The 20,629-nt window shown below is 51.2% G+C and carries 25 protein-coding genes; 14 read left to right on the forward strand and 11 right to left on the reverse strand.

The features are described from left to right. Window positions 1-12 precede the first annotated feature (12 nt). Window positions 13-1,062, forward strand: coding sequence for a serine hydrolase (locus X965_RS04465; RefSeq protein WP_004237634.1), 1,050 nt, complete (start codon window positions 13-15; stop codon window positions 1,060-1,062). Window positions 1,063-1,066: 4 nt separating this feature from the next. Continuing rightward, complete coding sequence (locus tag X965_RS04470; protein WP_036417226.1) at window positions 1,067-2,134, forward strand: S9 family peptidase; 1,068 nt, start codon at window positions 1,067-1,069, stop codon at window positions 2,132-2,134. On the opposite strand, the gene X965_RS04475 is transcribed toward X965_RS04470, so the two are convergent. Next, a complete protein-coding gene (locus X965_RS04475; RefSeq protein ID WP_036417228.1) occupies window positions 2,125-2,910 on the reverse strand; it encodes a DJ-1/PfpI family protein in 786 nt (261 codons plus the stop codon). The genes X965_RS04470 and X965_RS04475 overlap by 10 nt on opposite strands. A 93-nt stretch (window positions 2,911-3,003) precedes the next feature. On the opposite strand from X965_RS04475, the gene X965_RS04480 reads away from it, so the two are divergent. Continuing rightward, entirely contained in the window at window positions 3,004-3,618 is a 615-nt protein-coding gene (locus X965_RS04480; protein ID WP_004237638.1) for a TetR/AcrR family transcriptional regulator, read from the forward strand. 20 nt (window positions 3,619-3,638) lie between these two features. Here X965_RS04480 and X965_RS04485 read toward each other — a convergent pair whose 3' ends face one another. From X965_RS04485 to X965_RS04495, 3 genes are all read right to left on the reverse strand, one after another. Then, window positions 3,639-4,496 (reverse strand): PhzF family phenazine biosynthesis protein, encoded by an 858-nt coding sequence (locus X965_RS04485; RefSeq protein ID WP_036417231.1) that lies wholly within the window; start codon window positions 4,494-4,496, stop codon window positions 3,639-3,641. Between the two features lie 28 nt (window positions 4,497-4,524). After that, window positions 4,525-5,367 (reverse strand): PhzF family phenazine biosynthesis protein, encoded by an 843-nt coding sequence (locus X965_RS04490; RefSeq protein ID WP_036417232.1) that lies wholly within the window; start codon window positions 5,365-5,367, stop codon window positions 4,525-4,527. A gap of 82 nt (window positions 5,368-5,449) precedes the next feature. Continuing rightward, a complete protein-coding gene (locus tag X965_RS04495; RefSeq protein ID WP_253280761.1) occupies window positions 5,450-6,529 on the reverse strand; it encodes an MFS transporter in 1,080 nt (359 codons plus the stop codon). Window positions 6,530-6,822: 293 nt separating this feature from the next. Between X965_RS04495 and X965_RS04500 the strand changes: the two genes are divergently transcribed. The 4 genes from X965_RS04500 to X965_RS04515 all read left to right on the forward strand — a co-directional run bounded on the left by X965_RS04500 (window position 6,823) and on the right by X965_RS04515 (window position 9,253). Beyond that, complete coding sequence (locus X965_RS04500; protein ID WP_036417234.1) at window positions 6,823-7,227, forward strand: NUDIX domain-containing protein; 405 nt, start codon at window positions 6,823-6,825, stop codon at window positions 7,225-7,227. Window positions 7,228-7,315: 88 nt separating this feature from the next. After that, window positions 7,316-8,152 (forward strand): AraC family transcriptional regulator, encoded by an 837-nt coding sequence (locus tag X965_RS04505; protein WP_036417236.1) that lies wholly within the window; start codon window positions 7,316-7,318, stop codon window positions 8,150-8,152. 85 nt (window positions 8,153-8,237) lie between these two features. Next, window positions 8,238-8,945, forward strand: a complete 708-nt coding sequence (locus tag X965_RS04510) for an AzlC family ABC transporter permease (RefSeq protein WP_051997310.1) — start codon at window positions 8,238-8,240, stop codon at window positions 8,943-8,945. Beyond that, a complete protein-coding gene (locus X965_RS04515) occupies window positions 8,942-9,253 on the forward strand; it encodes an AzlD domain-containing protein (RefSeq protein WP_036417239.1) in 312 nt (103 codons plus the stop codon). Before X965_RS04510 ends, X965_RS04515 begins: the two co-directional genes overlap by 4 nt. Window positions 9,254-9,300: 47 nt before the next feature. Here X965_RS04515 and X965_RS04520 read toward each other — a convergent pair whose 3' ends face one another. Genes X965_RS04520 through X965_RS04530 form a run of 3 tightly spaced genes read right to left on the reverse strand, consistent with a single transcriptional unit; the run spans window position 9,301 to window position 12,113 of the window. Then, window positions 9,301-10,269, reverse strand: coding sequence for an ABC transporter substrate-binding protein (locus tag X965_RS04520; RefSeq protein ID WP_036417241.1), 969 nt, complete (start codon window positions 10,267-10,269; stop codon window positions 9,301-9,303). Window positions 10,270-10,285: 16 nt separating this feature from the next. Continuing rightward, window positions 10,286-11,026, reverse strand: coding sequence for an ABC transporter ATP-binding protein (locus X965_RS04525; RefSeq protein WP_036414845.1), 741 nt, complete (start codon window positions 11,024-11,026; stop codon window positions 10,286-10,288). 1 nt (window position 11,027) lies between these two features. After that, window positions 11,028-12,113: an iron ABC transporter permease gene (locus X965_RS04530; protein WP_080634069.1), complete on the reverse strand. Its 1,086-nt coding sequence runs from the start codon at window positions 12,111-12,113 to the stop codon at window positions 11,028-11,030. Between the two features lie 403 nt (window positions 12,114-12,516). Here X965_RS04530 and X965_RS04535 point away from each other — a divergent pair, with 403 nt between their 5' ends. From X965_RS04535 to X965_RS04545, 3 genes are all read left to right on the forward strand, one after another. Further along, a complete protein-coding gene (locus X965_RS04535) occupies window positions 12,517-13,224 on the forward strand; it encodes a GNAT family N-acetyltransferase (protein WP_004238413.1) in 708 nt (235 codons plus the stop codon). Next, a complete protein-coding gene (locus X965_RS04540; protein WP_004238412.1) occupies window positions 13,221-13,643 on the forward strand; it encodes a MerR family transcriptional regulator in 423 nt (140 codons plus the stop codon). Before X965_RS04535 ends, X965_RS04540 begins: the two co-directional genes overlap by 4 nt. A gap of 91 nt (window positions 13,644-13,734) precedes the next feature. Further along, window positions 13,735-14,925: an MFS transporter gene (locus X965_RS04545; protein ID WP_036414851.1), complete on the forward strand. Its 1,191-nt coding sequence runs from the start codon at window positions 13,735-13,737 to the stop codon at window positions 14,923-14,925. A gap of 41 nt (window positions 14,926-14,966) precedes the next feature. On the opposite strand, the gene X965_RS04550 is transcribed toward X965_RS04545, so the two are convergent. Together X965_RS04550 and X965_RS19875 are read right to left on the reverse strand one after the other, a co-directional pair. After that, window positions 14,967-16,277, reverse strand: a complete 1,311-nt coding sequence (locus tag X965_RS04550; RefSeq protein ID WP_036417242.1) for a hypothetical protein — start codon at window positions 16,275-16,277, stop codon at window positions 14,967-14,969. Next, window positions 16,277-16,405: a hypothetical protein gene (locus tag X965_RS19875; RefSeq protein ID WP_004239264.1), complete on the reverse strand. Its 129-nt coding sequence runs from the start codon at window positions 16,403-16,405 to the stop codon at window positions 16,277-16,279. Before X965_RS19875 ends, X965_RS04550 begins: the two co-directional genes overlap by 1 nt. A gap of 82 nt (window positions 16,406-16,487) precedes the next feature. Between X965_RS19875 and X965_RS04555 the strand changes: the two genes are divergently transcribed. Together X965_RS04555 and X965_RS04560 are read left to right on the forward strand one after the other, a co-directional pair. After that, on the forward strand, window positions 16,488-17,066 hold the full coding sequence (locus X965_RS04555) for a TetR family transcriptional regulator (protein ID WP_004238409.1): 579 nt from the start codon (window positions 16,488-16,490) through the stop codon (window positions 17,064-17,066). After that, the gene (locus X965_RS04560; RefSeq protein WP_036417244.1) at window positions 17,063-17,548 is read left to right on the forward strand and encodes a GNAT family N-acetyltransferase; all 486 of its coding nucleotides are present in this window, start codon (window positions 17,063-17,065) and stop codon (window positions 17,546-17,548) included. The genes X965_RS04555 and X965_RS04560 overlap by 4 nt, the downstream gene beginning before the upstream one ends. A gap of 1 nt (window position 17,549) precedes the next feature. On the opposite strand, the gene X965_RS04565 is transcribed toward X965_RS04560, so the two are convergent. Continuing rightward, window positions 17,550-18,140: a TetR/AcrR family transcriptional regulator gene (locus X965_RS04565; RefSeq protein ID WP_004238407.1), complete on the reverse strand. Its 591-nt coding sequence runs from the start codon at window positions 18,138-18,140 to the stop codon at window positions 17,550-17,552. Between the two features lie 86 nt (window positions 18,141-18,226). Between X965_RS04565 and X965_RS04570 the strand changes: the two genes are divergently transcribed. Together X965_RS04570 and X965_RS04575 are read left to right on the forward strand one after the other, a co-directional pair. After that, window positions 18,227-18,889 (forward strand): N-acetyltransferase, encoded by a 663-nt coding sequence (locus X965_RS04570; protein WP_004238406.1) that lies wholly within the window; start codon window positions 18,227-18,229, stop codon window positions 18,887-18,889. 10 nt (window positions 18,890-18,899) lie between these two features. Further along, window positions 18,900-19,580, forward strand: a complete 681-nt coding sequence (locus X965_RS04575; protein WP_371257980.1) for a GNAT family N-acetyltransferase — start codon at window positions 18,900-18,902, stop codon at window positions 19,578-19,580. Here X965_RS04575 and X965_RS04580 read toward each other — a convergent pair. Next, entirely contained in the window at window positions 19,577-20,308 is a 732-nt protein-coding gene (locus X965_RS04580; protein ID WP_004239258.1) for a virulence protein, read from the reverse strand. The two genes, X965_RS04575 and X965_RS04580, sit on opposite strands and share 4 nt — an antisense overlap. Window positions 20,309-20,629 lie beyond the last annotated feature (321 nt).

The raw sequence follows: 20,629 nt of genomic DNA on the forward strand, positions 1-20,629 counted from the left end.
AGAGAAACAATAATGCAAACGGCACTGAATGCGCTGACAGAAGGCTTTTCGCCGGATGAGCCCGGTGTTATCGTCATGGTACATACCGATAACGGCGCAACATGGTACAGCTGCCGGGGCATGGCGGATGTGGCAACCCGCACGCCGGTAACACCGGACACTATTTTCAACTTAGCCTCCGTTTCCAAACAATTCACCGCATTTTCGCTGCTGTTACTGGTGCAGGAAGGTAAAATTTCGCTCAGTGATTCTGTTTTGTCCGTCTTGCCGGAGCTGGGCGAATATGCACGTCCGGTGACATTACGCCACCTGCTGCACCACACCGGCGGACTGAAGGATTATATGGATCTGGCTTTTGCCCGTAAAACCGGCTTTTATGATCCGCTGACACCACAGGAAACCCTGGCGGATCTGGTCAGTCAGACAGAAGCGGATTTTCCGCCCGGAACCCGCCATGATTACAGTAATACCGGCTATTTTCTGCTATCTCAGGTTATTGAGCGGGTCAGCGGGCAGTCATTTGCTGATTTTGCCCGTGAACGGATTTTTGCACCGCTGGAAATGAACCATACTTTTATTGTTGAGCAATATCCGGCACCGCAGACCATTGCCACCGGCTACGGCAAAGCTGCCGGTCAGTGGCGGATTTCTGAAAGCCCGTGGACACACACCGGCGACGGCGCGGTACATTCCAGTGCCGCTGACCTGATGAAATGGGGCGAAAACTACCGCACCGCCCGCATCGGTGGTACTGCGCTGATACAACAGATGTCAGAAACCCTTTCCCCGCTGACAAAAAACGGCACGCCCGTTACGGATTATGAGCCTTATGCTGCGGGGTTACATACCCTTCATCATTTCGGTGAGCTGAGTCTGGAACATGCCGGAGGCTGGATGGGTACCAGCACTTACTTTATCCGGCTGACAAAATCAGACACCACTATCGTCGCGTTATCCAACCGCGAAGAGTGCGATACCGAAACGCTGGCCCGAGCCGCTGCTGCCGCCTTTCTCCGCCCTGCATTCCCTGCGATGATCACTGTTCGCGGGGGCGAAGAATAACAACATGATACAGCGTTATTTCCGCCGGAAACTTGCCGGGCTTGCTCTGCTGTTACTGATTGCCGGACTGGTACTGTTTTTTACCAGCCATCTTGATGATTTTGATTTTGACAATGCAGTGGCAAAAGAACTGACCTTCACCTCACAGGGAAACAGGCTTTCCGGTACCCTGCTGCTGCCCGGCAACGGACATCCGGCAGCGGTTGCCGTGATAATCCACGGTGACGGCCCGCAGGACAGATATTCAGACAACGGATATAACCCGCTGTTTAATACCCTGCTGGATGCCGGTATTGCAGTATTTTCCTGGGATAAAGCCGGTATCGGTAACAGTCAGGGAAACTGGCTGCATCAATCAATGGATGATCGCGCAGAGGAAGCCGTGGCCGCACTGACATTGCTGCAATCCCTTTATCAGAATACCCCGGTGCAGATTGGCTTTCTTGGTTTCTCCCAGGCAGGATGGGTGATCCCGGCAGCGGCGGCACAATCGCAGCCTGATTTTTCCGTGATTATCGGCGGTGCGGTGAACTGGCGGGATCAGGGACAATTTTATCAGGGGCTGCGCTACGCACAGCAGGGAAAATCGCCGGGAGACATTAAACAATTGCTGGCAGCAGAACAGGCAGAGAATGACCGGATATTTGGCCGCAATGGCTCAAAAGACCCGGCACAACGTAGTGATATGACACCCGACCGCTTTGAATTTGTGGTCAAAAATTATCTCAGTGATGCCACCCCGGCAATCCCTCAGATGAACGGGCGTGTGCTGGCGGTATGGGGCGCGGAAGATCTGAATGTCGATGCCCGGCAGAATTCCTGCCGTTATCAGTCACTTTTGAAAGATAATCCAAAGACAAAAGTCATTGTCTTTCCGCAGGCCGGGCACGGTTTATTACAGGCACCCGCCTATAATTATCAGCTCAGCAGCGACTGGCCGGTACTGCGCCAGTGGCAGTTTCTGTATGCCGGACGGGAAGCCTATCATCCGGGAGCATTGTCTCTTATCACTGACTGGATAAAAAACAAAATCCCGGATTTGACAACCTATTACCCGGTTTGTCAGTCCTGAATCATCTGCTGATAACGGGCATAGCCCCGTTTCGCCGCTTCGTGATATTGCCGGTTCAGCGGCGCGGTCATACTTTGTGATATGGCGGTCATTTCCGGCCCTGCAAGTTGCGGGGAGCCAGTGCGGAACGGCGGGCGCGGGTCATATTCAATCGCCAGTTCAACCAGCGCAGCCAGTTCCTCACCCCGCAGGGCTTTCAGCACCAGTAATGAGGCATCAAACGAACCGGTAGCCGGGCCGGAGGTGTAGATAGTATCGTCTATCACCACATCACTGCCGCCGACGGTAACAGCCCCGACATCCGGCAGCATCGGCACCACATTACTGTTACTGGTTGCCCTTCTGCCTTTCAGTAATCCGGCTGTACCCAGCATCAGCGAACCGTAACAGGTGCCAATCACATATTTTGCTTTTTGCCCTGCCCGCGCGAAAAAGCGGATCACCTCCGGATCTTCAATCACCTCAGGCGGCACCATACCGGTCACCAGTACATCCAGATCATCCGGACACTCATCGAAGGTCATTGTCGGCATCGTCGGCCAGCCGATATAGCCCTCCACCAGCTCCCGGCGTTTCCAGATAAAATAGATTTCCGCCCCTGCAATCGTAAAAACAGACTGCGCACCGTTGATATCCATCGGCATATAACCCGGACAGACAAAAATGCCGACTTTCAGTAATGCGGGCTGTGATGCGCGTCCGGCAGCGATCAGCGCCTGAATGGAAGGCGTGCTCAGCCCGTAAATAGTTTCAACTGCATAATCATGATCAGACATCAAAATACTCCGTGACAACATTTATTTACTAACCGGTAAAATAATGCATGAGGTACAATGATGTAAATTGTTTTTATACTGATCGGTAATCAAATGGCACAAAAAGGCAGACCCCGGAATTACGACAGTGCCGCCGCACTGGATAAAATCATGGCGCAGTTCTGGCGCAAAGGGTATACCGCAACGTCTCTCGATGAACTGGCCGCAGAAACGGACATGAGGAAACCCAGCCTGTACGCTGCTTTCGGTAATAAAGAACGGCTTTATCAGCTGGCAATGGACAGGTTCGGTGAAATCGCTCAGGCGCATTACTCCGCCGCACTGGCACCGCAGACGCCCGGTGAGCCGCTGGCCGCCCGCCTGACCCGCTGGTTACAGGCAACCGTCACCCTTTATACCGGAGAGCACGGCCCTGCAGGATGCATGGTGTTATCGACAGCCGCCGCCGAAGTGTACGACCCTGCCATCCGCAAGCGTCTGCAGGAAGTGATTGCGGCGCAGGAGATGATGGTGCTGGATTGTCTGAATGAAGAGAAAACTGCGCTGCACGATCCGGATTGCGCCCCGCTGCTGGCGAAAACACTGACTGCGTTCCTGCACAGTATTTCCCTGCGCGCCCGGGCCGGTGAAAGTGCCGGGCAACTGGCAGAGATGGTTCGTGCCGGTCAGATGGTATTGCAGTCTGCACTGACATCACCGGCGGCATAATATCCGCCGGTGAGTATTTTTCAGCGCAGTGAAACCTGACCCCGGATACAGTCTGTCACAACACCGCCGACCCAGATCCCGTCGGCATCCTGCCGGACACTCAGCCAGCCGTCACGTTTCACACTTTCACCCTGCCGCGCCAGATAGTGCGACGGCAATGTGCCGTTGCTGATAAGCCACTGTGCCAGTGCTGCATTCAGGCTGCCGGTTACCGGGTCTTCCGCGCCTCTGCGGTTAATAAATGCCCTTACCGCAAGTACGGCATCACTGCCTGCCGGATACCGGGAAAACACGCCGATTTTATACAGCGCATTATTCCCTGACTGGCTGAGCACCGCATAATCCGGGGTGATTGCCAGCAGGCGGGCAACGGAATCCACCTCAATCCCTGTCCATGCCGGGCCGTTATCAATATATTTTGCCTGCAAAATGGCACTGCGGGGGATACCGTATGCCGATGCAACCGTATTGCACTCGTCTTCTGTCAGATCCCGCTCGTTAATCATCGGTGGTGCGGCAAAGGCAGTTCCCTGTTCAGACTGACGCAGCGTAATAAGCCCGGCGGCACATTCCTGAATGATATCCCGCGTTTCACTGAAACCGGTATACTGCTTCCAGACATGGCAACTGCCCAGGGTCGGGTGTCCGGCAAACGGCAATTCACCATCCGGGGTGAAAATGCGGACACGGTAATCAGCCTGCGGATCCTGCGGTTTCAGCAAAAAGGTGGTTTCACTGAGGTTTGTCCAGCGGGCAAAACGGTGCATTTCCTCATCCGTCAGATCATCCGCATCAACCACCACCGCCAGTGCATTACCCAGCAGCGGCACATCAGAAAACACATCAACCTGATAAAAGGAATGGGTTTTGTTGTTCACGGTAATTATCCTTTTGGTTTGTTTTCAGTCAGCGCAGCGCTGCCTGTCCGGTGATCACACAGGTCACATCCCCGGCAACCCATACCTGACCCGCTTCCTTAGTGACAAAGATTTTGCCGTCACGGCTGATAACCTGTCCCTGTCCGGCCACATAGCATTCCGGTAAAATACCTTCGCCGGTCAGCCACTGGGCAAGCGACGCATTCAGACTGCCGGTCACCGGGTCTTCTTCCCCCAGAGAACAGCATAATGCACGGACTTCCAGCTGAACCGGTCCGCTCTGGTCATCATACAGTGCACAGAGGCCGATATCGTACCCGTCCAGCAGAGAATAATCCGGTTTCGCTGCCAGCACCTTCGCAACAGAAGTCAGTTGCAGGCCAATCCATCCCGGGCCGTTATCCACCCATGCGGAGCGCACCACATCTTCATCACGCAGCTCCAGTGCTTTCACAATATATGCCACCTGCTGCGGATCAGTATCCCCGCCGCGTAACAGTGCCGGGGCTGCAAATGCCAGCCGGTTATCCTGCTGACGGACAGTCACCATACCGACTCCGCACTCCTGAATAATATCGCGCTTATCATTAAACTGCTGTGTTTCGCGCCAGACATAACAGGTACCCAGGGTCGGGTGTCCGGCAAACGGCAATTCACCGTCCGGCGTAAAAATGCGGACCCGGTAATCGGCCTGCGGATCCTGCGGTTTCAGCAAAAAGGTGGTTTCGCTGAGGTTTGTCCAGCGGGCAAAACGGTGCATTTCCTCATCCGTCATATCATCTGCATCAACCACCACCGCCAGCGCATTGCCGAGCAGCGGTACATCAGAAAAAACATCGACCTGGTAAAACTGATAAGTGCGGGTATTCAACGTTATTATCCTTTTTATGTGTTAACAGAGCAGAGCTGATGATTTTTATCACAGAAAACGATTATGATGAAATCATTAACCATCACTGTGATAAATCGCTCATGCAGAAAACGGATTCTTTTTCCGGGATTACCGCCGCAAAGACAATTCCCTCCCAGATAATGGTTTCAACGCCAAAACTGCGGATCATCCGCCCGCCGGCCATTGCGCCCAGGGTGATCCCGAGATTGGAAAATCCGATATACAGACTGTTGGCAAATTCCGGCGTGTTCCCGGCTTCACGCAGCAGCCGGGTCTGGCTGACAATCAGCCCGGACGTATGCAGTATTCCCCAGAGCACCACCACCGGCACCATCAGCCGCAGCGAAGGACCGCAGAGCCAGACCGCCAGGTAAATCAGGATAAACAGCAGCGGATACAGTGACGTGGTTTTAATGACATTGCGCTGTAAATACCGGCTGAAAATAAAGTTGCCGAAATAACCACTGATGCCGAACACCACCAATAATGCGCTGGTCGTATTGTTGGAAAAACCGGTGATAGTGACGAGATAACCGGCGATATAACTGAACCCTGCAAACATCGCCGAAAAAATCAGTGTCACTGCCGCAATACTCAGCCATACATCACGACGTTGCAGAATCGCCAGCTGTTCACGCACTTTCAGCGCCTGTGTCACCGGTAATGACGGCACAAACAGCGCGATCCCCGTAAAAGCAACCACACTGGTCAGCGCACCGAACCAGAACGCAGCATTGAGTGTAAACATTTCCGCAATAAAGGCACTGAGCGGCATTCCCAGCACCATGCCGACAGCCACCCCGGAAAAAACAATGGCAATCGCATGGGCAGATCGTGCAGGCGGCACCACATTGGCGGCCACCACCAGGGCAATAGCAAAAAATACCGCGTGCGTCAGTGCCGGTAAAATACGGAAAAACAGAATCACATCATACTGATGCGTAATGGCATACGCGATATTGGAAATAATAAAAATCGCCATAATCACCAGCAAAACTGTTTTGCGGTTATAGCGCCCCAGCATCAGCGTGATGGCAGGCCCGGTAATGGCGACCACCACAGCATAGATACTGACCAGAAACCCGACCTGCGGTGCCGTGATCTGCAACTGTTCCGTCAGTTGCGGCAGGCAGCAGACCAATCACCGCCACTTCTGTGGTAATGACGCCGAAGACCGCCAGTGACAGCGAGAGTAAAATCAGCATAACGTTATTTTTCATAGAGATACCCGCAGGAAGCACGATAAATGCTCCTGATATAAATAATGTGAATTGATAGTGCGGATATATCCGGTGCTTATCCTGGCAAATCTGCGATCAGCACGGAAGATCAGTCACGGAAACTGTCAGTAGCAAAAAAGTTGACACTCTCCGGAAAGCACAGTGTCATAATGGCTGCAAAGCACACATTCACCAGAGTGATAAAGGAACAGCAATGACGGCAAAAATGATCGATAAACTGGCACTGATCACGCTGAAAGACGGCAAGGTAGCCATGGTCCGCTCTCATAACAAAACCCTGTTCTACGCGCCGGGCGGCAAACGCGAAGCCGGTGAAACTGACGAACAGGCTCTGTTCCGCGAAATTGACGAAGAACTGACGGTGACACTGAAACCGGACACCATCACGTTTTACGGGGAATTCACCGGTCAGGCGGACGGTAAACAGGATGGCACACAGGTGCGTATCCGCTGTTATCAGGCGGAATTTACCGGCGTACTGCAACCGGCCGCGGAAATTGCTGAACTGGACTGGCTGGACAGCCGTGATCTGCCCCGCTGTTCTCTGGTCGCGGCACTGATTGTGAAAGACCTGGCAGCACGGAAACTGATCGGCTGATATCGCGCAGCTGCGCAATTTTGTACAAGACAGAATGTAACGCAGCGCGATAATAACTGGTTACCGTAAAGACAGAGCAGGACACACCATGCAGAGTGACGGGCATTGCCGTGAACAGGCTGATTATTTTCATCTGGACGATTTTTATGGTCTGGGGATGATCTCTGCCCGTTACTATCAGCAGAAATTCAGCCGCCATACGCACGAAGGCTTTTGTATTGGTGTGATTGACGAAGGTGTTCAGCAGTTTTTCCGCACCGGCAGTAATCATTATGCCCCGACCGGCGATATCATTCTGGTGAATTCCGATGAAATCCACACTGGTTCATCGGCACTGGAAACCGGCTGGGCCTACCGTGCGATTTATCCGACACCGGAAATGCTGGATGCGCTGATGCAGGATCTCAAATCGGCCGATCGGGGCTTTGTCCCCTGGTTTTCTCACGCGGTGGTCCATGATCCCGGCCTTGCCGCACAGTTACGCCTGCTGTTTGATGTATTGCTGAAGCCGGATAACCGGCTGCTGAAAGGCTCCCTGTTGCTCTCAACCCTGGCCTGGCTTATCACCCGCCACAATAAAAAAGGCTTTCGCCCGGCGGAGATCACCCCGGCCGGTCAGCGCCTGCAGCATATTGCAGAGATGATGAACAGCCATCCGGAAACCGATTATTCCCTGGATGAACTGGCCGCAATGGCGAATCTCAGCCCGTGGTATTTTCTGCGCCAGTTCCGTCTGCGTTACGGCATGCCGCCCCACGCGTGGCTGATTCAGGCACGCCTGCGCAAAGCGCGTCAGCTGTTGCAAAATGGCGACCGCCCGGCGGATGTTTCTTTACAGTGCGGATTTACCGACCAAAGCCACTTTACCCGCCATTTTAAACGGGCAATGGGAGTCTCACCGGGCAAATTTATGCTGCACCGCTGATCCCGCTGAACAATTTTGTACAATCTTTCTGTTGTTGTGTCATGGCAGAGTATCCGGACTGTTTTACGCTGTACGGATGATAACAATGACAACAACCACAGATTTACCCGCCTCTCCGCTGAAAGATTTCCTCACCGGCGCACTGCATATGACCCCGCTCAACCTGGCCGTGGTGCCGTGGGCGATCCTCGCCGGATCGATGGCGGTGGACAGCGGCCTGACCTTTGCACAAAGTGTCGCGATGTCCGCAATGGTCTTTGCCGGTGCTGCCCAACTGGTAACACTCGGCCTGCTTAACAGCGGTGCCGGGGTGATCACCATTATCGTGTCCGTCTTTTTTATCACCTCACAACACCTGCTGTACGGGCTGACACTGCGCCCGCATGTGCGCCCTTTTTCCCCGCTGCAGCGGGCCGGTATCGGTTTTCTGCTGACGGATGAACTGTTTGCGGTCAGTGTCGCCGGGCGGCAGCGCCTGAGTTTTGCGTATCTGTTCGGCGCAGGACTGAGTTTTTATCTGGTCTGGGTGCTGGTCAGTATTCTCGGCATTGTGCTGGCACACAGCATCAGCGACCTGAGCCGGCTCCGGCTCGACTTTTCGGTGGTGGCGACATTGCTGGCGATTGTGGTGCCGCTGATCAAATCAAAAAGTGCACTCGCCGGGGCCCTGTTCTCCTTTGTGGTCACGATTATTCTGACCCGCGCCGGTGTACAGGGCAGCGCGGTGATTGCCGGCGTCAGCGCCATGCTGCTGGCCGTTCTGCTGGGGCGTAAATGGGGGGATGTAAAATGAGCTGGGGATTAATATTCGCACTGACACTGATGCTGTTTTCGCTGCGCTTTATTTTTCTGATTCCGGGATTACCGTTGCGGCTGCCGGTTTTTATTCAGCAGGCCCTGACCTATTCCGCGCCCTGTCTGCTGGTGGCTATTTGCGCACCGATTATATTACTGGAGGAACAGCAGTTCCGTGATATCAGTGATAATCCGTATTTATGGGGTACACTGTTCTGTATTATCGCCGCACGGCTGATTAAAAATACCCTGCTGACCGTGGTTCTGACGCTGGTATTTTTCTATACCCTGATTTATCTGTTCTGATTATTTAACTGTCCGCACCGGAAACCCGGTGCGGAACTCAGAGAACGTTACGGTTTTTCATGAATTTCTTTTGCCAGCACCGGCAAAATATCAATCGAACGCGGTCCCGGCACTAATTCAGACAGATTCACTTTAATATAATTTTTATTTTTCACGGCTTTTACACCCTGCATTTCCGGCATGGCTTCAATAAATGCCACTTTCTGGTCATAATCATCATCATTACGGAAGCCTTTATAGACAGGAATAATGATCACTTCCGGATCAGACATAATCACATCTTCCCAGTTACCGACCGCCCAGGTTTTTCCGGTATTTTTGCCGGCAAAAATATTCTTAACAGAAATCAGTTTCAGCATCTCTGAGGTATAACCATCAAAGAAGGTATAGGGTTTACCGTCCTGAGAATCAAAAATAAAGGCGGTTTTTTCCGGATACGCCTGAATCTGGCTGATAACGGTATTCAGTTTTTCTTTTTCTGCTGCCACGTATTTTTCAGCTGTCTCCTGCACACCGAAGATCTCACCAAATTTCAGCATGTCGTTAAAATAGGTATTCACATCTGCTTTCGGTGATGTCATGGATTCCGGCACATAAACGGCAACCCCTTCCGGCACAATTTTATTGGCTTCCAGTGCCAGTTTTGAGAATGAGTTTGCCCAGCCGGTGGCGAAATCGGGTTTGACAGACATAAAGACTTCGTAAGACGGCCATTTTTCTGCCAATACGGGAATTTTGTCATATGCTGCTTTTACCGGCGGATAAATCGGCTCTTCCAGAAAAGCGGTACCGACCATACGGTCCCCCAAATCCAGTGCCAGCAGCATTTCGGTGGTGATCTGGCTGAGAGAAACAATACGCTGCGGGGATGTTTCCGGTTTAAAGTGATATTCGTTGCCATCCAGTTTTGCACTGAATTCAACAGGAACATAAGCCTGTGCTTTTTTATTTTCCGCAGTGGCTGTCACGGAAAACAATGCAGAGATAACCAGGGTACCTAATAATAATTTTTTCATAATTTCCTCATCCGGATTATAAAAATATAGCAACACGGTCTTCTACCGGTAATACCGTAAATTCCACACCAAATACATCAAACAAGCACTCTCGGGTTAGTACTTCCGCCGGTGTGCCCTGCGCATAAATTTGCCCGTCATTCATCAGGATCAGATGCTGACAGTATTTTGCGGATAAATTAATATCGTGAATGGTCATAATTACGGTGGATTCTGATGCGGCCAGCGCTTTCATTACTTCCACTTTATAGCGGATATCCAGGTGGTTGGTCGGCTCATCCAGGATCATAATATCGGTTTCCTGGGAAAAACATTTCGCCAGCATCACCCGCTGTTTCTCACCACCGGACAGTGCGTGATACTCTTTATTTTTCATTTTCTGCAGACCAAACAATGCCATGTAGTTGTCTGCAATCACAAAATCCCGGTCGCTGTAATCCACGTAATGTTTTTTATACGGCATCCGCCCCATCACCACGATTTCCTCAATGGTCAGTTTGCCTTCCACCTGGTCATTAAACTGCGTCAGTACCGAGATATTGCGGGCGAGTGATTTGACAGAAAACTGAGCCACATCCGTGTTATCAAAGAAAACGGTGCCCCGGGTTTTGATATCCCGGTAAATATGCCGTAATAAAGTCGTTTTACCGGAGCCGTTAGGCCCGACAATACCGATCACTCTTTTGCCGGAAAATGACAGATTAATGTCTTTCAGTATCCCGTTATAATTCAGGTCATTAATATCAACAGTACTCACGTTACCGGCTCCTGTTCGCTTTAATAATGATATAAACAAACAGCGGTGCACCTATCAGTGAGGTCAGAATACCGACCGGAATTTCCTCCGGTTTAAACCAGCTGCGGGAAATCGTATCAATAATCACCAGAAATGCACCACCGACCAGGCAGGAATAGAGCGATAACTTAAAGTGCTTCACGGAAATCGTATTACGGACAATATGCGGAATAATAAGACCGATAAACGCAATCACACCGACATTGGCCACAATAATAGAGACCACAAAAGATGATAAAATAATCACTGCCAGCTTGATGGCACCGACATTTACACCTAATTGTGCAGATGCATCTGCACCCAGTAATAACGTATCAAGCACATTGCTGAATAACAGACAAAAAATTAATACTGCAATTAATGCCACCAGCGGCAGCGGGATATAAGACCATTTAATACCGGAGAAACTGCCCAGCATCCAGAACATTGCACTTTTAACCTGACTTTCATTCTTGGACAGATAAATAATGGCAGTAGTGATAGCAGAAAACAGACTGGAAATACCGATACCAATCAGCACCAGATTGGTCATATTGCTCTTTTTGAAATTAAACAGGACAATAATAGCAGTGGAAATCAGCCCGCCGGCAAATGCACCGATATAGACATTATACGGTGACATAAAAGCAAATAACCCGAGCACAATGGCAGATACCGCCCCCGCGCTGGCACCGGAGGAAACCCCGAGAATATACGGGTCGGCCAGTTCATTGCGGGTTATGGTCTGCATCAGGATCCCCACCAGCGACAGGGATGCACCGGTAATTGCCACCAGGATAATCCGGGGCAAACGGATATTATAAATGATGGTTTCATACGGCAGGAGATCATCACCGCTGATGCCCCCGCTAATAATTTTGATTACCGTATCCAGCTTCTGATGAAATTCCATATTGACGCTGCCGTAAAACAGTGAAAAAAACATGGCAGCAAGCAACACAGACAGGCAGATAAAAAATTGTGAAAAATTCCGGCCATTCAGTTTCTTTTTACGCCGCACGGGTGTTTCTCTTACTGCTTCACTCATCACTGTTAACCTGTATTTCATCAGATCAGAGGCTGTTAACAGATTTACGGAAATATCACATTATGATAACGAAATACCGCCATAATTTGCCTGTCAGTCTCTGTTTCCACTATTTTTCTGATTATAGCGGAGAATACATCAAGGTTATGTACTCCCCCAGAGTATATTCCGGGAAATAATCCGTGAATATCCATATTTAATGATCTGTATCTGATTAGCACAGAATAATACGCCGGAAGATTTCCCGGCGTTTTATTTATCTGAACAGCACTATTTTACCGCATCAAAATTATTCTGCCGGAAAATCGTGCTGTAAATACCAATCACTGAAGTGGTTCTCTGAAATTTTAAAAAACCGGCTCTTTTCTCATCCCGTTCAGCATATTACAGTACAGGAAAGCAAAACAGCGCGGAGAGAAAATAAATGAGTCAGATAAATGCATTCGGACAAACTGTCGGTGATATCGTTCCGGACTGGACCGCCCGCCCTTACCCTGCCCGCATCAGTGCGGAAGGCCGTCACTGCCGGATCGATCCGCTGAGCCCGTCCCATGCGGATGACCTGTACCGGGCATTTTCACTCGCCCCTGACGGGCGTTACTGGACCTGGCTGCCGGATGAACCACCGGCCGATCTGAATGAATACCGCGCCCGTACCGAAAAAAATGCACAATCGTCGGATCCGCTGTTTTTCACGATTACGGATAAGCACACCGGCAAAGCCGTTGGCCTGTTTTCCCTGATGCGGACTGATGAGAAAAACGGCGTCACGGAAGTCGGTCATGTGCATTTTTCCCCGCTGCTCAGCGGCACGGTGATGTCAACAGAAGCCCACTGGCTGCTGATGAAATATGTATTTGATACCCTCGGTTACCGCCGTTATGAATGGAAATGTGACAGCCTCAATGCACCGTCCCGCAATGCGGCACTGCGCCTGGGTTTTCAGTATGAAGGCTGTTTCCGTCAGGCGCGGGTTGTCAAAGGCCGCACCCGTGACACCGAATGGTTTTCCATTACTGACCGTGAATGGCCGCTGGTTAACCACGCCCTGGAACAGTGGCTGTCAGCGGATAATTTCACACCGGACGGTAAACAGATCCGCTCCCTGGCATCCCTGCGTGATGCAGCATGAAAATGATTGATATCGGCCGTGTCGCAGAGCTGACCGGCCTGACAACCGCCACCATCCGCTATTATGAAAGCAAAGGCCTGATCACGCCTGCCGGGCGCAGGGGCCTGACTCGTATTTATGATGAAGAGGTGCTGACCCGGCTGTCCCTGATCATTCTCGCCAAACAAGGACATTTTTCGCTGGATGAAATCGCGGTCATGCTCAGCGAACTGCCGTCAAAAGGGATTGAACGGACGGCAATTCAGGCAAAAATCACAGAAATTGACCAGAAAATCCGCGAGCTGCAAAATCTGAAACAGGGATTGCTGCATATTGAGCAGTGCCCGGCAGAAAACCATCTGGCGTGCCCGAAATTCCGCAAAATCCTGAGTGTCAGTCTGAAAAAAAACAGAAGCAAAGCGGTGAAAAATCCCGCTTGACTTAAAGTTAACTTGAAGTTTTATCATCCGGCATACTGATTTCCGTTTGATGTCATTATTCACTTTTTCTGTTGAATAATAAGGAATTATTATGCCGCGTTCTGTTTACTGGCTCTCTGCCGCCTTAGCCTTATTTACCACCGGGAATGCCCTGGTGCTTTCCGTTGCCGTTCTTATCGGGTCACAACTGGCGGAAGATCCGGCACATGCCACGATCCCGCTGCTGGCACAATATATCGGCCTGATTTCCGCCTCAGTGCCGATGGCTCACTTTATGATGCGTTTCGGCCGCCGCGCCGGGTTTATTCTCGGTAATATCGGCGGGCTGGCCGGTGCATTATTGGCAATCGCCGGTATTTATACACACAACATGCTGCTGTTTTCCGCCGGAACGTTCTTTACCGGTATTGCCATCGGTACCGCCCAGCAATACCGCTTTGCCGCACTGGAGGAAGCCCCTGCCGCGCTGCGGGCAAAAGCTATCGGCGTGGTGATGAGCGGCGGGATTATCGCCGTGCTGATCGGTCCGTCACTGGCGATGTCCACCCGGACACTGGTGGCGGCTTATCCGTTCCTCGGCACGTTCGGCGCGCTGACGGCTATTTATCTGATGGCTTTTGTTCTGCTGACATTTTTGCCGCTGAAAGCTCAGCTTCCCGCTCAAATCAGCGATACCGCAAAAAACCGCCCATACCGTCAGTTATATTCCCAGCCGCTGCTGATTCTGATCGCCGTGGTCAGTGCCGCCGGGTATGCGCTGGTAGTGTATATGGTCGGTGCTTTCCCGCTGGCGATGAAAGCGCAGGGATTTGAATTCCCGGCAATTGCCTTTGTGTTTCAGTGTCATATACTGGGAATGTTTGCGCCCTCTTTCTTTACCGGGCAGTTAATCAGCCGGGTCGGGGTAAAATGCTTTGTCTGGCTGGGAGTGATTTGCCTGTTAATCAGCAATGCAGTCAGTCTGACCGGCAGCAGTTACGCGCATTTTCTCATTGCCATGACCTCGCTGGGGCTGGCGTGGAACTTTATTCTGATCAGCACCACGCATCTGTTGCCGCGCACTTATACCGGCAATGAACGGGCTAGAATCCAGGGTGCGACCGATTTTCTTATCTTCAGTTTCGGGGCGCTTGGCAGTCTGCTGGCCGGGTTCGCCTTCTGTTATGCGGGCTGGTATTCCGTAAATGTCGCCGGATTGGCAACCGGTATTGTGATTCTGGTAGTGATGTTTTTACTGCGCCACAGTATGAATGAATCCCCGGCGGAAAAGGCCGCCGCCTGAATACATCACCGCCGCTGCCTTAACGACAGCGGCGGATATCATTACTGCACCGCCGAGGTTTTATACTCAATGCCGTCACGGTTTCCTGTCAGGCTATTGCTGTAGTGACTCTCCTGAAAATAGAACAGACGATTGCGCCATTTATCAAATAAAATGGTTTCCCCGTACTCTTTCGCCAATGGTGCTGCTGTATTCCAGTTCAGCCCGCCATCATCCGATATCCGGGTTTCTGAACCTGACCCCGCTATCAGTAAATCATCACTGCCGCCCCGCAGTCCGTTAATATAAGATCCGCCGGTTTCCAGCCGCTGTGAATAATCACCCTTACAGTTAAAGTGGTTAACCTCCGGCCGTTTACGGGTTTTTTCTGTCAGCACAAAATAAATTTCTCCGCCGGTGGTACTGTCGAGCGCGTCAATCTCCCCGGGGACAACCTGATCAGATTCAGTTTCTGAGGTCCGGGTATTAAAACAAGCCAGTATCGTGTTTTCCGGATCATTTTGTTCATCCTTCATCCATGCGATCACCCGCGCGTCTCCGTTATAGTGCCATTTAGTGGTGCTCAGGCTGGTATACCAGCGTCCGTCATCCTGATACCGTTTTTTCCGGTTATCCATGCTGAATAAAGGCCGCCAGCGTTTTCCGGAATCACGGGTCTGATACAGTGTGTCCCTCTGCACCATCAGCACACTGCCGGGTTCTGTGATAGCGAGAAGCTGAGTCTCTCCGGCGGGTTCCGGCATTGTCCACTGTGATAACCACTGCCACTGCTGACCACCGTCCCGGGAGTAAAAGACATATTCTTTGCCGTAGGAGGTATAATCACTGAAAATAATCAGGCAGCGTCCCTGCATATCACACAGCTGGCTTTGTACCTGCCCCATAAACATCGCGCTGACCCGTAAATCCCCTTTCTGCTCAGTCATAATATAGGTGACCGGCACCAGCGGCCTGTCGCCGTAGACTTCACTGCGCCTCAGGTAATGGGTTTGTTTGTGCAGGTAATCGCCGATGGCTTTTTTATCCGGGGATATTTTCAGGTTCAGCAGCGGAATATCAGGCTCTTCTGCCGGGTTAAAAGCAATATTTTTACTGTGGCTGCAACTGCGGGTTTTCTGATCACAGGTAACGAGATCAACCCGCATAGCGTCTCTGGCACCGGTTATCATCACACCATCGCGGAAACTGCTGATGGCCAGTGACGTTAGTTCTACCGCTTTTTTTTCCGGCAGATAACTGCGGGTGCGTATTCTCTCCGGCGCTGAAAAAAATGAATCAGAAAACGTCAGCATCATTGAGGTGATAAACACAACCGCCAGCAACGTGATCCGGGTACGTCCGTCGGCAAACATCAGTTAATTTCCTGTACAAACGGATCTTTTCCGTTCCGTTGTCTGGCCTGAACCAGCATCTGGCGGGTAAACACAAAACGGGCCGAAGCCGCTGAGTATTTTCGTGGCACCACTTTTGATAATTTCACGGCAATCACCGGAAAACAACCAATGTCCGTGACCGGTTTTATCCGTAAATACCGCCACCATTTCCGCTGACAGAGGCAACCTATGACATCATCCCGAATACCGCCCTGCGGACGCCCTGCTCACCGGGGCAGCAAACTGACCGCAGAAAATATTCTGTCCGGAGCAGGAAAACTGTTACAGGAACAGGGAAAAGTACCGTCGATCCGCGTCCTTGCCGCACAGTTGCAGGTCGATCCGATGGCGATTTATTATTACTTCCGCAATAAACAGGCATTGCTGGAAGCCCTCGCCACTGCCCTGGTGGATGATATTTATCAGCCATCGGCACAGGCTCCGGTACAACAGGAGCTTCAGCGACTGGCAGAAAGTTATCTGCATCTGCTCTATATTTACAGTGATCTGCTGGATATTCTGTTATCACTGGACAGTGACGGCCCGTCCGGCTGTTTCCGTCAGCGCTATCTGCGCATTATTGCACCCTGCGGGCTGAATGAGTCACGGCAGACCGCTATTCTGCATCTGCTGGCGGATGCCCTGCACGGCCATACGGTGGCGATCCGCCGGACTGATTACACCTTTGAACAGAGCCGGGCGCTGTTTCAGCCGGTACTGGCATTAATTACCGAACTTATTGAACGCCCCGGAGCATCATTATCATGAATATCCGCCCTGTTACCGGTTTACCCGGCGATTTACCGCTGCTGGAAAGCATTGCTCAGGTTTTACACCAGGAATGGCAGGAACTACCGCAGTGGCAGACACCGGAAATTATCCTGGCGCGTCTGATAAAACGGATGAACGGTGATAACGACGAAATGCTGTTTGTCGCCACGGATAAAAACAGTGCACTATCGGGGACGGCCAGCCTGATCTGGCGGGAGCTGAAAACCTGCCGTATGGCAAATGCGGACTGGTGGACCGGCGAGATTTACACCCTGCCCGCAGCCCGCGGGCAAGGCCTCGGCAGCGCCCTGACACAGGCGGTCTTTGCCGCCGCCGGAGAGCGCCACCTGCCAGCACTGAATCTCTACACACCGGATAAACAGGCCATGTATGCACGGATGGGCTGGCAGGCTATATATGATGATGTGATCAATGACGAGCTGGTCACGGTGATGCAACGGACTGTCAGCGAAGCGTGATTCAGGGCTTCAGCGCCTTTCTCAGCAACACACGTAACCCGCAGAGAAACGCTTCCCGGCTGAACTCAGGTTCCGTCAGCTCACGCCCCAGCGTGCCGTCCGCCATCACCAGCAGCCAGGACGCGGTTTGTACCGGATCCAGCTGCGGGTCAATCTCACCGGCAGCCATGCCGCGTCTGAGCACATCACAGAATTTTTTGTGCAGCCGCTGCTCATTAACAACAAAAGCCGTATTCAGCTCAGGGTTACGGCTTGCCTCAGTGATAATCTCCAGGCTGAGTCGGGTATAACCCGGCTCGTTATACAACATAATCAACGCCGTTATCATTTTTTCAATAATATCTGCCGTATGTCCCGGCGCATCACCGATACTCAGAATCGCCTTGTGGTCATCCTCGTCCAGTTCCGCAATCGCTTCAATGATGGCGTATTTAGTCGGATAGTAATGAAACAGATTCCCGGGGCTCATCCCGGCGGCTTTACAAATCTCCGCCGTCGAGGTGGAATGAAAACCTTTTTCGATAAAACAATGCATTGCAGCGTCAAGGATCTGACGACGTTTGCGCTGCTGCTTTTCCGTTAATTTTTCCATAAGGAAGTGTCTCCGAAAAACCGGATAATAGAAATTAGACTGATTACTCTATCTATTATAATACCACATTTTCTGTATTGAAGATTATGACAAACATAATAAAAAACAGTACATCTGCTACTGATAACAGCAGATTAATCACCGAATGTCTGGATGAAACCGGGTTAGAGCCTGCCACTGCCCTGTTTTATCAGGCATTTTCATCCAAATTCAAAACGGTCAGCACCATGCCGGATGCACAGCGTCAGGCCGTGCTGGCGATGTTCTGGCAGCGCGGGCTCAGTGACCCGTATGACCGCCACTTTCAGGTAAAACGTAATGGCAGACTGGTCGCCGTATATGGCCTGACTTTCGGGGTTAAACACCCGCCGCAGCACGCCCCGGCACCGGTTTCTTCTCTGGCTATCCTGCGCAGAGCCGGTTTTATTCCCTTTCTGAAAATCCGCCGGATTTTTCAGATGTTTGTCCATATTCCGGCGGCGGATACGGCTTATCTGTCCTACCTGTGTGTGGATGAATCACTGCGCGGTAGCGGGATAGGCAATCAGATTCTCGATGAGATCACCACACAATTACGGGCGGACCCGGCCATTAACCGGTTATCACTGTATGTCTCTGACTTAAATATAAAAGCCAGAGAGCTGTATCTGCGCCGGGGTTTTCAGGATGTGAAATACGAAACCTCACGCACCACCGAACGCTATATGGATATTTACGGCTGGTATTACATGGCCTTACCCACACTATAATGAGCTGATTATGTTTATTCTGCCTTCCGGACATTTACCGCACACCGCCACCCGGATGGCGTTCGGCGTAAACCCGTGCATGGGCCGTCAGCGGACAGAGCAATTGTTGTCGCACTATCTCAGGCTGAAAACCATTATCCGGCTGAATGGGATCCGTAATCATGATATTACTGATGCACATATTGATTTTTATGCCCGGTGCATAATTCTCTTACTACTGACGGACAGACACATGACACCGATTAACTGGCAGACAGCTGCCCTGCATGACCTCTCCCCGCAGACACTCTACCGCCTGCTGGCGCTGCGCTGCGCGGTATTTGTGGTTGAACAGACCTGCTGTTATCTCGATCCGGACGGCGCCGACCTCACGGCGCTGCACGTTTGGGCGGAACAGGACGGTGAAATCATGGCTTGCTGCCGTATTCTTCCGCCGGAAAACAGCACGGCACCGGCAGCTATCGGCCGGGTGGTGATCAATCCGCAATTCCGCGGGCAAAAACTGGGCTATCCGCTGATGGCTACCGCCGTTCAGGCGGTATACCGGCATTTCGGGACACGGCGCATTGTTATCAGTGCACAGGCGCATCTGACCGCTTTCTATGAAAAATGCGGCTTTACCGTCTGTTCTGACGTTTATGACGAGGACGGTATTCCGCATTGTGATATGTTCCGCCCCGCTGCCGATTAATCCCGAGCTGTCATCAGCCGGTAAAATGCGGATTCCGCTAACCGCTGATGGTCCGCCTCACAGCCCTCACGCCCGCTGATAATTTCATTACGGTAGCTGGTAAATTGCCAGTGTGGCGGACGGATATCTGATAAAGGGTATTCTCCCGGTACAATCCCCCCTTCTGTCAGACGGTATTCAAGCCCGGTGATAAATCTGCGGGTTTCACTGAGCAGCTCTGCGCTATAAGGATGTTCACCCGGAACAGGACGAACATACAAAGTTATCTGGGCTCCGCGTTTAACTCTGCTGTCAGGCTCTGCCTGTGAAATATCCGTTATTTTCCATCTGTCACAGGGATTGTTATCTGAAAACAGCGCTCCTGACAGCATAGTGACCGCTTGTGCAATCTGTGATTCATGCACACTCAAATGAAATTTATCACCTTCAAACCCACCAGCGCAGTGAGGTTTCTCTCTGCGGGCGCGGATAAATACATCACCGCAATCATTAGATAAATGAAATCCGTTATATCGTGAGGAATAACCACATTGTTGCAGCATCGGATAATCCGGCGCATTCTCTGCCTCTTTTATGAATGAAACCGGCATTTGTTTCATCTGTATCAATAAGGCATCAATATGCTGTTTCAAATAATCATCTGTCGGCAAGTGTGTTTTTTTATCATCTTTCTCCGGCAGGTTAAGCAGTGAAAAATCCAGTTTTAATCCGGTTCGCTTTAATGGCATGGTGTCGTCCCCGTTATACAAAAGACGTTTTTATCATGACACCACAGAGAAAAACGCCAGAAAATAACCTTCTGTTCCGGAAGTTTAAGGCAAATTAAGCACCACCATTGTCTGTTATTCACAGGCAATGGTATGATGCTCGTATCCATCAACTCAGAAAATAAATAAGGAGGCTAATTATGGTGTTAAGTTATGTGATTGAATTCTCACATTTCTTTGGTAATCGTCAGAACTCAGGCTTTTCTGTTAACGCTGTGCGTTAATCCTGCCTGAGTGAAGCTTTACTGAATTTAACATCCTTCCTCAGCTTACAGGGTTATC

The sequence above is a fragment of the Morganella sp. EGD-HP17 genome (genome assembly GCF_000512315.2).
In the GTDB taxonomy this organism is placed as follows: domain Bacteria; phylum Pseudomonadota; class Gammaproteobacteria; order Enterobacterales; family Enterobacteriaceae; genus Morganella; species Morganella morganii.

What these genes read in the sequence shown, in the direction of transcription:
- X965_RS04465 (WP_004237634.1), top strand. Translation starts at nt 13, where the DNA reads ATGCAAACGGCACTGAATGCGCTGACAGAAGGCTTTTCGCCGGATGAG.
- X965_RS04470 (WP_036417226.1), top strand. Translation starts at nt 1,067, where the DNA reads ATGATACAGCGTTATTTCCGCCGGAAACTTGCCGGGCTTGCTCTGCTG.
- X965_RS04475 (WP_036417228.1), bottom strand. Translation starts at nt 2,910, where the DNA reads ATGTCTGATCATGATTATGCAGTTGAAACTATTTACGGGCTGAGCACG.
- X965_RS04480 (WP_004237638.1), top strand. Translation starts at nt 3,004, where the DNA reads ATGGCACAAAAAGGCAGACCCCGGAATTACGACAGTGCCGCCGCACTG.
- X965_RS04500 (WP_036417234.1), top strand. Translation starts at nt 6,823, where the DNA reads ATGACGGCAAAAATGATCGATAAACTGGCACTGATCACGCTGAAAGAC.
- X965_RS04505 (WP_036417236.1), top strand. Translation starts at nt 7,316, where the DNA reads ATGCAGAGTGACGGGCATTGCCGTGAACAGGCTGATTATTTTCATCTG.
- X965_RS04510 (WP_051997310.1), top strand. Translation starts at nt 8,238, where the DNA reads ATGACAACAACCACAGATTTACCCGCCTCTCCGCTGAAAGATTTCCTC.
- X965_RS04515 (WP_036417239.1), top strand. Translation starts at nt 8,942, where the DNA reads ATGAGCTGGGGATTAATATTCGCACTGACACTGATGCTGTTTTCGCTG.
- X965_RS04520 (WP_036417241.1), bottom strand. Translation starts at nt 10,269, where the DNA reads ATGAAAAAATTATTATTAGGTACCCTGGTTATCTCTGCATTGTTTTCC.
- X965_RS04530 (WP_080634069.1), bottom strand. Translation starts at nt 12,113, where the DNA reads ATGAAATACAGGTTAACAGTGATGAGTGAAGCAGTAAGAGAAACACCC.
- X965_RS04535 (WP_004238413.1), top strand. Translation starts at nt 12,517, where the DNA reads ATGAGTCAGATAAATGCATTCGGACAAACTGTCGGTGATATCGTTCCG.
- X965_RS04540 (WP_004238412.1), top strand. Translation starts at nt 13,221, where the DNA reads ATGAAAATGATTGATATCGGCCGTGTCGCAGAGCTGACCGGCCTGACA.
- X965_RS04545 (WP_036414851.1), top strand. Translation starts at nt 13,735, where the DNA reads ATGCCGCGTTCTGTTTACTGGCTCTCTGCCGCCTTAGCCTTATTTACC.
- X965_RS04550 (WP_036417242.1), bottom strand. Translation starts at nt 16,277, where the DNA reads ATGTTTGCCGACGGACGTACCCGGATCACGTTGCTGGCGGTTGTGTTT.
- X965_RS04555 (WP_004238409.1), top strand. Translation starts at nt 16,488, where the DNA reads ATGACATCATCCCGAATACCGCCCTGCGGACGCCCTGCTCACCGGGGC.
- X965_RS04560 (WP_036417244.1), top strand. Translation starts at nt 17,063, where the DNA reads ATGAATATCCGCCCTGTTACCGGTTTACCCGGCGATTTACCGCTGCTG.
- X965_RS04565 (WP_004238407.1), bottom strand. Translation starts at nt 18,140, where the DNA reads ATGGAAAAATTAACGGAAAAGCAGCAGCGCAAACGTCGTCAGATCCTT.
- X965_RS04570 (WP_004238406.1), top strand. Translation starts at nt 18,227, where the DNA reads ATGACAAACATAATAAAAAACAGTACATCTGCTACTGATAACAGCAGA.
- X965_RS04575 (WP_371257980.1), top strand. Translation starts at nt 18,900, where the DNA reads ATGTTTATTCTGCCTTCCGGACATTTACCGCACACCGCCACCCGGATG.
- X965_RS04580 (WP_004239258.1), bottom strand. Translation starts at nt 20,308, where the DNA reads ATGCCATTAAAGCGAACCGGATTAAAACTGGATTTTTCACTGCTTAAC.